This window comes from Nonomuraea marmarensis, from assembly GCF_043197025.1.
GTDB lineage: Bacteria > Actinomycetota > Actinomycetes > Streptosporangiales > Streptosporangiaceae > Nonomuraea > Nonomuraea marmarensis.
In genome coordinates this window covers 18300-30238 of the sequence record NZ_JBICRM010000008.1, presented here as the reverse complement: position 1 = coordinate 30238, position 11939 = coordinate 18300, and the positions used below count along the sequence as shown (strand labels likewise).

The 11939-nt window shown below is 69.6% G+C and carries 11 protein-coding genes; 6 read left to right on the top strand and 5 right to left on the bottom strand.

All coding sequences use genetic code 11. The annotated features are described in order from the left end of the window. Window positions 1-23: 23 nt before the first annotated feature. On the top strand, window positions 24-869 hold the full coding sequence (locus tag ACFLIM_RS14950; RefSeq protein ID WP_393165575.1) for a glutathione S-transferase family protein: 846 nt from the start codon (window positions 24-26) through the stop codon (window positions 867-869). Here the strand turns inward: ACFLIM_RS14950 and ACFLIM_RS14945 are convergent. Together ACFLIM_RS14945 and ACFLIM_RS14940 are read right to left on the bottom strand one after the other, a co-directional pair. Continuing rightward, on the bottom strand, window positions 817-2100 hold the full coding sequence (locus tag ACFLIM_RS14945; RefSeq protein WP_393165573.1) for an MFS transporter: 1284 nt from the start codon (window positions 2098-2100) through the stop codon (window positions 817-819). The genes ACFLIM_RS14950 and ACFLIM_RS14945 overlap by 53 nt on opposite strands. Beyond that, on the bottom strand, window positions 2097-2663 hold the full coding sequence (locus ACFLIM_RS14940) for a winged helix-turn-helix domain-containing protein (protein ID WP_393165571.1): 567 nt from the start codon (window positions 2661-2663) through the stop codon (window positions 2097-2099). Before ACFLIM_RS14940 ends, ACFLIM_RS14945 begins: the two co-directional genes overlap by 4 nt. A gap of 73 nt (window positions 2664-2736) precedes the next feature. On the opposite strand from ACFLIM_RS14940, the gene ACFLIM_RS14935 reads away from it, so the two are divergent. The 5 genes from ACFLIM_RS14935 to ACFLIM_RS14915 all read left to right on the top strand — a co-directional run bounded on the left by ACFLIM_RS14935 (window position 2737) and on the right by ACFLIM_RS14915 (window position 9114). Further along, on the top strand, window positions 2737-3381 hold the full coding sequence (locus ACFLIM_RS14935) for a B3/B4 domain-containing protein (RefSeq protein WP_393165569.1): 645 nt from the start codon (window positions 2737-2739) through the stop codon (window positions 3379-3381). 204 nt (window positions 3382-3585) lie between these two features. Further along, entirely contained in the window at window positions 3586-7224 is a 3639-nt protein-coding gene (locus tag ACFLIM_RS14930; RefSeq protein ID WP_393165567.1) for a multifunctional oxoglutarate decarboxylase/oxoglutarate dehydrogenase thiamine pyrophosphate-binding subunit/dihydrolipoyllysine-residue succinyltransferase subunit, read from the top strand. A 68-nt stretch (window positions 7225-7292) separates the two neighbouring features. Further along, window positions 7293-7472: a DUF6104 family protein gene (locus tag ACFLIM_RS14925; protein ID WP_393165565.1), complete on the top strand. Its 180-nt coding sequence runs from the start codon at window positions 7293-7295 to the stop codon at window positions 7470-7472. Window positions 7473-7561: 89 nt separating this feature from the next. Beyond that, a complete protein-coding gene (locus tag ACFLIM_RS14920; protein WP_393165563.1) occupies window positions 7562-8389 on the top strand; it encodes a DUF4097 family beta strand repeat-containing protein in 828 nt (275 codons plus the stop codon). Continuing rightward, window positions 8386-9114, top strand: coding sequence for a PadR family transcriptional regulator (locus ACFLIM_RS14915; RefSeq protein ID WP_393165561.1), 729 nt, complete (start codon window positions 8386-8388; stop codon window positions 9112-9114). The genes ACFLIM_RS14920 and ACFLIM_RS14915 overlap by 4 nt, the downstream gene beginning before the upstream one ends. Here ACFLIM_RS14915 and ACFLIM_RS14910 read toward each other — a convergent pair. The 3 genes from ACFLIM_RS14910 to ACFLIM_RS14900 form a co-directional block, all read right to left on the bottom strand. Further along, a complete protein-coding gene (locus ACFLIM_RS14910) occupies window positions 9111-9971 on the bottom strand; it encodes an oxygenase MpaB family protein (protein WP_393165559.1) in 861 nt (286 codons plus the stop codon). The two genes, ACFLIM_RS14915 and ACFLIM_RS14910, sit on opposite strands and share 4 nt — an antisense overlap. 78 nt (window positions 9972-10049) lie before the next feature. Then, entirely contained in the window at window positions 10050-11006 is a 957-nt protein-coding gene (locus ACFLIM_RS14905; RefSeq protein WP_393165557.1) for a zinc-binding dehydrogenase, read from the bottom strand. A gap of 43 nt (window positions 11007-11049) precedes the next feature. Continuing rightward, entirely contained in the window at window positions 11050-11925 is an 876-nt protein-coding gene (locus ACFLIM_RS14900) for a hypothetical protein (protein ID WP_393165555.1), read from the bottom strand. Between the last annotated feature and the right edge of the window lie 14 nt (window positions 11926-11939).

Sequence of the window (11939 nt, the reverse complement as noted above, 5' to 3'; positions counted from 1 at the left end):
CCGAATCATGTTCTACTGGGGGCATGAAGCTGAGCCGCGAGATTTCCAACAATGGCCGCTTCGTCCGGCAGCCGAACCGTTTCACGGATCGGCTCGGCCCTCCCGAGCCCGGCCGCTACCGGCTCTACGCCTCCTACGCCTGCCCGTGGGCACAGCGCGTGCTGATCGTCCGGGCGCTCCTCGGCCTGGAGGACCTGCTGGACGTCACGATCGTCGACCCGATCCGCGACGAGAAGGGCTGGCGGATCCCCGATGGCGACCCGGAGTACCTGTCGGAGCTCTACCACGCCACCGAACCGGGCTACACGGGCCGCTACACCGTCCCCTGCGTCTGGGACACCACGGACAAGCGGATCGTCACCAATGACTTCCCCCAGATCACCCTCGATCTGGAGATGTCATGGGGCACCTCCCCCAACCTCTATCCGGAACGCCTGCGCCCCGACATCGACATCATGAACGACCGCCTCTACCACGGCCTGAACAACGCGGTCTACGAGGCGGGCTTCGCCCGTGACCAGCAGGCGTACGAGGAGGCGGTGGCGCGCGTCTTCTCCACCCTCGACTCCCTGGAGGTCCGCCTGGCCGAGTCGGACTACCTCTTCGACACGCTCACCGACAGTGACGTGCGCCTCTACACGACCCTGGCCAGGTTCGACGCCGTCTATTACGCGCACTTCAAGTGCTCGGTCAGGCGGCTGAGCGACTATCCGGCGCTGTGGGCGTACGCGCGGAGGTTGTACGCGATCCCGGCCTTCCGCGAAACCACCGACTTCGACCACATCAAGCGGCACTACTACATCACCCAGACCAACATCAACCCGACAGGGATCGTGCCTGTGGGCCCGGAGATCGACTGGAGCCTGTAGGAGCGGGCATCCGCACGAACAGCAGAGCCGAGGCCAGCATCACCGGGGCGGCGGCCACCCAGGCGACGGCCGGGCCCGCCTGGGTGGCCAGGGCGCCCAGCGTGAGGTTGGCCACGATCCCGCCGGACTGCAGCGACAGGGAGCTGGTCGAGGTGACGGTGGTGCGCTCGGCGGCGCTGACCGCGTTGTGGGTCATCTCCAGGCAGAGCAGGCCCGTCACGGAGACCCCCACGAACAGCGTCACGTACGCCACCCCGGCGCTCACCAGCCCGGCCGTGCCGTCCAGCCCCGACGAGGCGGCCAGCGACCCCACGGACAGCGCCGCCAGCACCGACCCGGAGATCGCGCCCCTGGCCGAGCCGCCGGCCAGGCGCGCCACGCGCGGCGCCAGGGCGCTGCCCGCCGCGCTGCTCGCGAACCCGAGCGCCGCCACCACGGCGTAGGCCAGGCTGCCGCGCTCGGCCGTGCCGGCCAGCTCGGCCAGCCGCCCCGGGGTGAGCAGCTCGATACTCATCAGCACCACGCCCGTGCTCGCCGCCGCCGCCATCAGGCGGCGCAGCACCGGACCTCCCGCCGCCAGCCGGATGCCCGACACGACCGTGGCGGGCACCTCGCGCAGCACGCTCGCGAGCGACCTGCGCGCATGCGGCGGCTCGGGCATCGCGAACACCACCACGACCAGCAGCACGGCCGCCGCCATCGCGCCCAGCAGCGGCGGCGCGGCCAGCGGGAACATCAGCGAGGGCGGCACCAGCAGCGGGACGGCCCCGCCCGCCAGCACGCCCAGGCACAGTGCCACCGACTCCATCGCGCCGCCTCGTGCCAGGCCCGGCTTGAGGTCGGCGTCGCTCCCCTCAATCTCGTGGAGCGTGTCGACGTACCAGGAGGTGGCGGGGCCGCTGGACAGCGCCCTGGCGACACCCTTGAACACGCAGCTCACCAGGAACATCCAGAACGTCGTGGACACGCTGACCAGCGCGAGCGCCGCCACGGTGCACGCGGCGGAGGCGGCCAGCACCATCCGGCGGCCGATGACGTCGGCCAGGCCGCCCGTGGGCAGTTCCAGGCTCACGGTGACGACCGAGAACACCGTTATCGAAAGCCCCACCTCGGCCAGGCTGAGGCCTCGCGCGGTCATCAGCAGCACCATGGTGGCCGCCATGAGCCCTATGGGCAGCCAGGTCAGGAAACTGACGAGCATGTAGCGGCGTAACGCCGAGCGTGCGGTCACTGCTCCTCCTCTTGCTTCGACAGCGGTACGGCGCCGTACCAGACATCGACCTGCCTGGTCTCGGGGTCACCGGCGTATTTGGCGGCGAGGTCGCGCAGCAGCTCCTCGGCCTTGTCGCTGAACTCGCGCAGCCCGGCGGGCGGCAGCGAGAGGATGTGGTCGCTCATCCCCGCCGCGTCGACCCAGTCGCGGGACCACTCGGCAGCGTCGAAGTCCTCCATCATCCGCCGGACCAGCTCGGCTTGCCGAAGATGCATGATCCTCATCGCCTCACGCCCCTCCGCGCTGGCGGACATCTCGCCGGCGTCCCACGAGGTGTAGCGGTGGCGGGGTCGCCAGCGGCGCTCGCGCCCGTCGCGCCGCTCGGGGTCCTCCTCGATGAAGCCGTACTTGAACAGCTCACGCAGGTGATAGCTGGTCGAGCCGGAGCTCTCGCCGACCTTGCGCCCCAGCTCGCTCGCCGTCGCGGGGCCGTCGGTGCGCAGCAGGCCGAGCAGGCGCACCCGGAGCGGGTGGGCGACCACCTTCAGCACCTGCGGGTCACTGATCTTGTATTGCTCCATACGCCTCACCATAGACCGCAAAGGCAATTTTGCAAAGGGAATTTTGCGGTCTCGGCACTTCTAAACTGTGGGGATGCTCGATGACATCTGGGTGGACGACTCCGTCTTCGCACTGCGCCCCGACTTCGCGGTGCTGATCATGACCGCGCACGGCCTGCGTAACGGGCCCACGGACGACCGGTCCCGCGCCTGGCTCGCGGAGGCCTCGGCGGTGGCCGTACAGACCGAGAAGATCGACGCGTGGAAGGACGCCTACCGCGCGTTCGGGGCCAAGCCGCAGCGGACCAGGCCCTCGGTCGACGCCCTCACCCGGAGGATGCCGCTGCCGGAGATCAACCAGGCGGTGGACGCGTACAACTCGATCAGCGTGAAGCACGCGCTGCCGATCGGCGGCGAGGACCTCGACCACTACGCCGGCCCGGCGCGGCTGCTCAGGGCGGCCGGCGACGAGCCGTCGGAGGAGGCGCTCGGCACGCCCGAGCCCGGCGAGGTGATCTGGCGCGACGACGTCGGCGTCACCTGCCGCAGGTGGAACTGGCGCCAGGTGGTGCGCACCCGGCTCACCGAGGAGACGACCAACGCGTTCTTCCTGCTGGAGCGGCTGGAGCCGATGTCGCTGGAGGAGCTCAAGCAGGCGGGCGAGGAACTGGCCGATCTCCTGTCCGAGTTGTCCCCTCAGGTGCGGATCGCGAGCAGATTGGTGTCTAGCGGGAAATAAACCTCTTGTAGCGACGTTGATACCAAAGAGTAATAATTGCGGCTCCACCTGGATTGACTAGGCAGGCGTGACCTCTATGCGCTGTGCTGAGAGGATCGTTCGAGGCGGCACGGCCTCAGCGGCGCGCGCTGCCGGTCCAGGCGAGTAGCCTTGGACAGGTTCTCTAACATCAACGCCGATCTGCGGAAGAGGGCGATTTCCGCCGTGTCGTCTGAGTCGTCGCGGACAAACCCGCTGGCAAGCTTCGGTCAGAACGAGTGGCTTGTCGACGAGCTGTACCAGAAGTACCTCCAAGATCCCGAGTCTGTCGACAAGGCTTGGTGGAACTTCTTCGCTGACTACAACCCTGACTATGGACCCGGGCGCACGCCTGCCAGGGAGGCGGCGAACGGCACTGTGACCGCTCCCGCTCCCCCACAGGCGCCGCCCAAGGCGCCTCCGGCAGCCGAGAAGCCGAAGCAGCCTGCCACGCCGGTGCCCAAGGGCGCCGAGGAGGTCAAGCTGCGCGGCGCCGCGGCCCGCACGGCCGCCAACATGGACATGTCGCTGGCGGTGCCGACGGCGACGAGCGTGCGCGCCATCCCGGCCAAGCTGCTCATCGACAACCGCATTGTGATCAACAATCACCTCAAGCGAGGCCGCGGCGGCAAGGTCTCCTTCACGCACCTGATCGGTTTCGCGATCGTCAAGGCGCTGAAGGCCATGCCGGAGATGAACTTCTCCTACGCGGAGGTCGACGGCAAGCCGACGCTGATCAAGCCCGAGCACGTGGGGCTCGGCCTGGCGATCGACGTGCAGAAGAGCAACGGCGAGCGCCAGCTCCTCGTGCCCTCGATCAAGGGCGCCGAGGAGATGGACTTCCGGCAGTTCTGGATGGCCTACGAAGAGGTCGTACGCAAGGCGCGCGCGGGCAAGCTGGGCGTCGACGACTTCGCCGGCACCACGATCTCGCTGACCAACCCCGGCACGATCGGCACCGTGCACTCCGTGCCGCGGCTGATGCCCGGTCAGGGCACGATCATCGGCGTCGGCGCGATGGAATACCCGGCCGAATACCAGGGCGCGTCGCCCGACACGCTCTCGCGCCTGGCCGTCTCCAAGGTCATGACGCTGACCAGCACCTACGACCACCGGATCATCCAGGGCGCCCAGTCGGGCGACTTCCTGCGCCAGATCCACCGGTTGCTGCTGGGCGAGCACGGCTTCTACGACGAGATCTTCGAGGCACTGCGGATCCCGTACGAGCCGGTCCGCTGGGTCCAGGACATCTCGGCCTCCCACGACGACGACGTGGCCAAGTCCGCCCGCGTGATCGAGCTGATCCACGCCTACCGCGTGCGCGGCCACCTGATGGCCGAGACCGACCCGCTCGAATACAAGCAGCGCAAGCACCCCGACCTCGACATCCAGTCGCACGGCCTGACGCTGTGGGACCTGGAGCGCGAGTTCGCCACCGGCGGTTTCGGCGGCCGCCCGCTGATGAAGCTCCGCGAGATCCTGGGCGTGCTGCGCGACTCCTACTGCCGCACGGTCGGCATCGAGTACATGCACATCCAGAACCCCGAGGAGCGGGCCTGGATCCAGGCGCGGGTGGAGAAGCCGCACGCCTCACCCGAGCGCGCCGAGCAGCTCAACATCCTGTCGCGGCTCAACACCGCCGAGGCGTTCGAGACGTTCCTGCAGACGAAGTTCGTCGGCCAGAAGCGCTTCTCGCTGGAGGGCGGCGAGGCCCTGATCCCGCTGCTCGACTCGGTGCTCAGCGACGCCGCCGACGAGGGCCTCGACGAGGTCGTCATCGGCATGGCCCACCGCGGCCGGCTCAACGTGCTGGCCAACATCGTGGGCAAGTCCTACGCCCAGATCTTCGGCGAGTTCGAGGGCAACATCGACCCGCGCACCGCGCACGGCTCCGGCGACGTGAAATACCACCTGGGGGCGGCGGGCCGGTTCACCGCGCCGAGCGGCAAGACGATCACGGCGTCCGTGGTCGCCAACCCGTCCCACCTGGAGGCGGTCGACCCGGTGCTCGAAGGCGTCGTACGCGCCAAGCAGGACCTCCTGGAGCGCGGCGAGGAGGGCTTCACCGTCCTGCCCGTCCTCGTCCACGGCGACGCGGCCTTCGCCGGCCAGGGCGTCGTGGCCGAGACGCTCAACCTGTCTCAGCTGCGCGGCTACCGCACCGGCGGCACCGTGCACGTGGTGGTCAACAACCAGGTCGGCTTCACGACCTCGCCGGCCTCGTCCCGCTCCTCGGTCTACGCGACCGACGTGGCGCGGATGATCCAGGCTCCGATCTTCCACGTCAACGGCGACGACCCCGAGGCCGTGGTGCGCGTGGGCGAGCTCGCCTACGAATACCGCCAGACGTTCCGCAAGGACGTCGTCATCGACCTCATCTGCTACCGCCGCCGCGGCCACAACGAGGGCGACAACCCGGCCTTCACCCAGCCGCTGATGTACGACCTGATCGACGCCAAGCGCTCGAGCCGCAAGCTCTACACCGAGGCGCTGATCGGCCGGGGCGACATCACGGTCGAGGAGGCCGAGTCGGCGCTGCGCGACTACCAGGCCAAGCTGGAGCAGGCGTTCACCGAGACCCGGGAGGCGTCGAAGAAGCCGCTGGAGGCGGGCGCCATGCGGGTGCCGCCGACCGAGGTCGTCAAGTGGTCGCACGACGACACGCCGACCGCGATCAGCGACGAGACGCTCAAGCGCATCGTCGACACCCAGCTCAACATGCCCGAGGGCTTCACGGCGCACCCGCGCCTGGCGCCGGTGCTGCAGCGCCGCGGCCAGATGGTCGAGCAGGACTCGATCGACTGGGCGATGGGCGAGACGCTGGCGTTCGGCTCGCTGCTCATCGACGGCCACCCGGTGCGCCTGGTCGGCCAGGACTCGCGCCGCGGCACGTTCACGCAGCGGCACGCCGTCCTGGTGGACCGGATGACCGGCGCCGACCACACGCCGCTCAAGACCTTCAACCAGGGCACCACGAAGTTCTACGTCTACGACTCGCTGCTGAGCGAGTTCGCGGCGCTCGGCTTCGAGTACGGCTACAGCGTCGTACGCCCCGACGCCCTGGTCGCCTGGGAGGCGCAGTTCGGCGACTTCGTCAACGGCGCCCAGACGATCATCGACGAGTTCATCTCGTCGGGCGAGCAGAAGTGGGGCCAGAAGTCCTCGGTCGTGCTGCTGCTGCCGCACGGCTTCGAGGGCCAGGGCCCCGACCACTCCTCGGCCCGCATCGAGCGGTTCCTGCAGGTCTGCGCGGTCGACAACATGACGGTCGCGCAGCCGACGACCCCGGCCAACTACTTCCACCTGCTGCGCTGGCAGGTGGAGTCGGAGCGGCACAAGCCGATGGTGGTCTTCACGCCCAAGTCGCTGCTGCGCCACAAGGCGGCCACGTCCAAGGCGTCCGACTTCACCACGGGCACCTTCCAGCCGGTGATCGGGGACACGACCGTCGATCCGGCCAAGGTCACCAGGGTCGTGCTGGCGTCCGGCAGGCTCTACTACGACCTGGCGGGGCAGCGCGAGAAGTCGGGCCGCGACGACGTGGCCATCGTCCGGCTGGAGCGCCTCTACCCGTTCCCCGGGGAGGAGCTGGCGGCCGAGCTGTCGCGCTACGGCGCGCAGGCGGAGCTGGTCTGGGCCCAGGACGAGCCGGCCAACATGGGGCCGTGGCCCTACCTGGTGCTCAAGCTGGCGGAGGACCCGCAGACGCTCGGCGGCCGGGAGCTGCGCCGCGCCTCGCGCACGCCCAACAGCTCACCGGCGACGGGCTCGCACAACTCGCACGACACGGAGCTCGAGGAGATCCTCCACGAGCTGTTCGGCTGAGTCACGCACCAGTGAGCCCCCGGCTTCGGCTGGGGGCTCACGGTTGTGTGGCGACTGAATGGAGAGCGATGTACTTCACCGATCGGGGGATCGAGGAACTGGTCGAGCGGCGGGGCGAGGAGGAGGTGAGCCTGCTGTGGATGGGTGAGCGGCTGCGCGAGTTCGTCGACCTCAACCCCGAGTTCGAGACCCCGATCGAGCGGCTGGCCACCTGGCTGGCCCGCCTCGACGACGAGGACGACGACTAGGCGATCACTTACGCCGAGATAGTCTGCCGCCGGACGCGATACATCTTGAGTTTCCGCCGGACGCGACATATCGTGTCTCATATAGGGACATGTCGCCGAGGAAGGCGGGGATCATGCAGCAGTGGACGATCGAGGAGCCCGAACAGCTGACGTTCGGCCAAGTGGAGTCGCTCGACGTGCGCATCGTGAGCGGGCGGCTGGCCGTGCTCGCCAGCGACGGCCCGCCCACGCTGGAAGTGGCCGAGATCGAGTCCGCCTCGCCCCTCGTGGTGACCTATGACGAGGACGCCAGGGCACTCGTCGTCGCGTACAAGGACCTCACCTGGGACGGGCTGCTCGGCTGGCTGCGGCGCGACCGGCGCAGGACGGTGCTCTCGATCACCGTTCCCAAGACCTGCCGGGTCAACGCGGGCGTGGTGTCCGCGCCCGCCGTGGTCGCCGGGTTCGAGCGGGTGACCCACGTCAGGAGCGTGTCCGGGGAGATCGTGCTCGACGCCGTGAGCGGCGACGTGGTCGCCGGGACCGTCTCGGGCGCCGTCGAGAGCCGGGCCATGGAGGGCGACCTGGCGTTCAACAGCGTCTCGGGCGATCTGACCGTGGCCGACGGCACCCCGCGCCGGCTCAAGGCCAAGACCGTGTCCGGCCGCATCACGGCGGACCTGGCGTTGCGGCCGACGGGTCACGTGACGCTCAACAGCATTTCCGGTGCCATCCTGGTCAGGCTGCCGGAGAACGTGGAGGCGGACATCACCGCCAGGTCAACCTCAGGCAGGCTGGTCAGCACGTTCGAGAAACTGTCCAACAGGAGCGGTCCCGGCTCGAAGTCGTTGTCGGGGCGGCTGGGTGGCGGCATGGCCTCACTGTCGGCGATCACGGTCTCCGGCGAGGTCGCGCTGCTCAAGGGAGAGAAGGAATGAGCCCTGTCTTCGGTCACGGCCGGCTCCGGCTGTACCTGCTCAAGCTGCTGGAAGAGAGCCCGCGCCACGGTTACGAGGTCATCCGGCTGCTCCAGGACCGCTTCCTGGGCGTTTACTCGCCCTCTCCCGGCACGATCTACCCGCGCCTGGCCCGCCTGGAGGAGGAGGGCCTGGTGACGCACGAGGTGGTCGAGGGCAAGAAGGTGTTCTCGATCACCGACAAGGGCCGCGAGGAGCTGAACGCCCGGCTCGACGAGCTCGACGACCTGGAGCAGGAGATCTCGGCCTCCGTGCGCGACATCGCCCGCGAGGTCAAGGAGGACGTCCGCGACACGGTCAAGTCGTTGCGCGACGAGCTGACGAGGATGGCCAAGGACGTTCGCACGGGGGCACGTGAGGACACCAGGCGGCAGAAGGAGGACCTCAGGCGGCTCAAGGAGCAGCAGCAGCGGCAGTGGATGGAACACGCCTACCACTGGCAGGACGAGGGAGAGCGGTTCAGCAGGGAGTGGCGCAGGATCTGGTCGGAGGTCTGGTCCACGCTCGGGGGCGCGCCGCCCAACCGTCCCGACCTAGACGCGGAGCTGGGCGAACTGCTGGCCGACTTCGTCGCCCAGGCCCGTGAGGAGGCCTCGGACGCCCGCCTGACGCCGGAGAAGCTGGCCGAGCTGCGTACGACGCTCGCCGAGGCCAGCCGCCGCATCCACGACATCCTCGAGGGCTAGGCGGAGCGAAGCCGGCGTTCGAGGCGGCGGGAGCTCCGCGCGGCTGCCTTGCGGGCGTGGTAGGCGATGGGCATGTAACGCAGGCGTTCGGGCAGTCGCGGCGTCAGCATCGCCACCGCGTGCCCGAGATGCCGCAACCGCCGCTCCTCCCGCGCCGTCCACCGCAGCCCCAGCTTCTTGCGCACCGCGGGCGGCAGGGTGCCGACGGTCACGAAGTGGTTGAACTCCCCCGAACTCGCCCCCACCGGCGTCCACAACCGGCGCAACGGCCTGGGCAAGCCCGGAGGCGCCGGCGTGCCCCGCAACACCGACAACACGTCCAGCGCGGTCGGATGCGGCTCCAGCCGGTGGGCCACCATGTCGTCGAAGTACCGCCAGAACGCCTCCAGGTCCGCGGGCAGCTCCCGCTCGGGCACCCGCAGGATCGCGCCGAGCTGCCGCGACTCCGCGTAGAGCCGCCGCTCCTGCTCGACGGTGAACGGGGTGCCGAAATAGCGGTTGAGCACGATGAACCGCTCGAACAACGTCAGGTGCACCCACGCCCACGCCTCGCCGTTCAGCGCGTGGTAGGGCCTGCCGCGCTCGTCCACGCCGCAGATCGGCTTGTGCAGCTCCCTGAGTCGCTCGCCCTCGGCCGGGCCGCCCGCGCCGCCGTACACCCACTTCTGGACCGAGGCGAGCGTACGGTTGAGCCGCCCCCACGGGTCGGCCTTGTACGTCGAGTGCTCCGCGACGGCGGCGCCGACCGCCGGGTGCATCGTCTGGAGGACCAGCGCGCTGCCGGCCACGAGCAGGTTGCGGTATTCGCCCGCGGTGTCCCAGTGCATCGAACCTGGGCCGAAGGGCTCAACGTCCATGATGACGGCCTCCCGGGTGATACCACCTCTCTCTCCCCTTGTATCACCCGGGACCCAGACAAGTAACCCATCACTTATTCAGGCGGTAAAGACGATCTTTCCGAAGATCTCCCCTTCTGCCAGGGCGGCGAACCCGTCCCGCGCCTCGGCCAGCGGCAACACCCGATCGACGACGGGCCGCACCCCGGTCTGCTCCAGGAACACGCCCAGCCGCTGGAGCTGGTCCCGCGTCCCCATCGTGGATCCGACCACGGACAACTGCAGGAAGAAGACCCGGTTCAGGTCGGCGGGCGGCGCGGCCCCGCTGGTGGCGCCGCAGACGACGATGCGCCCGCCGGGCTTGAGCGACTTGAGCGAGTGGTCCCAGGTGGCCTGCCCGACGGTCTCCATGACCGCGTCCACCCGCTCCGGCAGCCGCGTACCGGGCTCGAAGACCTGGTCGGCGCCGAGTTGCCGGGCGCGTTCGCGCTTCTCCTCGGAGCGGCTGGTGGCCCAGACCCGGTAGCCGCCCGCGCGGCCGAGCGCGATCAGCGCGGTGGCGACGCCACCGCCCGCCCCCTGCACCAGCACGGTCGAGCCGGGCTCGAGCCCGGCTTTGTCGAACAACATCCGGTACGCGGTCAGCCACGCCGTCGGCAGGCACGCGGCGTGCTCGAAGCTGAGCGCGGCCGGCTTGGGCACCAGGTTGCGACGCGGCACGGCCACGCGTTCGGCGAACGTGCCGTCGTACTGCTCCGACAGGAGCGTGCGCTTGGGATCGAGCGTCTCGTCGGCGCCGGTGCCGATCACGGCGTGCACGATGACCTCGTTGCCGTCCTCGTCCACGCCGGCGGCGTCGCAGCCGAGCACGATCGGCAGCCGGTCCTGCCTGATGCCGACGCCTTTGAGCGTCCACAGGTCGTGGTGGTTGAGCGCGGCCGCCCGCACGGAGACGGTCGTCCATCCGTCCGGCGCCTTCGGCTCCGGGCGCTCGCCGAGCGTCAGCCCGGCGAGTGGGTTGTCGGGGTCGGTCTGTGTGGCGGTTACGGCGAACATGGCCGCACCTTACTTCAGCGTGATCCCGATGCCCGGGATCGCCTTACTTCAACGTGACCCTGATGCCCTCGATCGCCTGCTTGCGGAACGACGACGGCCCCGTGACGGCGACCCGCACGCCACCCCGGCACACCGACTCGGCGGGACGCCCGCGTCCGACGATCACCTCCGGCATCCTGACCTTCGCCGCGCAGTCGGGCGTCGGCACGAGCGCCACCATCCGCCCCGCACCGCCGCCGAACCAGAGCTGCGGCCCCACCGGCGACCCCTGCTCCATCTCCCCCGGCTTGGCCAGCCGCACCGGCCCCTTGGCCGACAGGACCAGGTATCCGTCCTTGGTCACCTTCCCCTTCACGGCCCGTGCGAGGGCCGTGCGCTGCTCGAACGTCAGCCCCAGCCCCCGGTCGTACATCGCCATCCGCCACTGCCCGAACCCGAACAGCAGCACCTGACCGTAGGAGCCGCTCCCCGCCTGACGCGGCCAGAGCGTGACGTTGCCGGCGTAGCTCCTGAGCGGCCGGCCCCCGCGGGTGACCTCGATCTCGCCGTTGTACGGGGCGGTGAGCTGGCGGTAGCTCCCGTCGATCCAGAGCCCCTGGAACGGCCGCGACCCCATGTCGTTCAGGTCCAGCTCGGCCGGATAACGCACCTCGGCCCGCGCCCCGTCCGGGAACACCACCTCGAGCACCTCGTCGTGGCCCTTGGCCGCGGCGGGCACGTTCAGGATGTTAGGGGGACTCTCGATCCTGGTCAGCGACCGGATGGGGGCAGGAGCGGGCGACACCGGCTGGGGCTCGGGGTCTCGGCTGGCGAGCAGGCTGACAACGGGGATGAGCAGCAGCGCCAGGACCACCACCAGTCCGATCCACCGGCGACGGCCGCGCTCGCCTGCCTCGATGACGTCGAACTGGTCAGCCACGACGTTCCTAGCCG

Excerpts from the sequence above, each read along its gene's own strand:
- ACFLIM_RS14950 (WP_393165575.1), top strand. The coding sequence starts at position 24 with ATGAAGCTGAGCCGCGAGATTTCCAACAATGGCCGCTTCGTCCGGCAG.
- ACFLIM_RS14940 (WP_393165571.1), bottom strand. The coding sequence starts at position 2,663 with ATGGAGCAATACAAGATCAGTGACCCGCAGGTGCTGAAGGTGGTCGCC.
- ACFLIM_RS14935 (WP_393165569.1), top strand. The coding sequence starts at position 2,737 with ATGCTCGATGACATCTGGGTGGACGACTCCGTCTTCGCACTGCGCCCC.
- ACFLIM_RS14925 (WP_393165565.1), top strand. The coding sequence starts at position 7,293 with ATGTACTTCACCGATCGGGGGATCGAGGAACTGGTCGAGCGGCGGGGC.
- ACFLIM_RS14920 (WP_393165563.1), top strand. The coding sequence starts at position 7,562 with ATGTCGCCGAGGAAGGCGGGGATCATGCAGCAGTGGACGATCGAGGAG.
- ACFLIM_RS14915 (WP_393165561.1), top strand. The coding sequence starts at position 8,386 with ATGAGCCCTGTCTTCGGTCACGGCCGGCTCCGGCTGTACCTGCTCAAG.
- ACFLIM_RS14910 (WP_393165559.1), bottom strand. The coding sequence starts at position 9,971 with ATGGACGTTGAGCCCTTCGGCCCAGGTTCGATGCACTGGGACACCGCG.
- ACFLIM_RS14905 (WP_393165557.1), bottom strand. The coding sequence starts at position 11,006 with ATGTTCGCCGTAACCGCCACACAGACCGACCCCGACAACCCACTCGCC.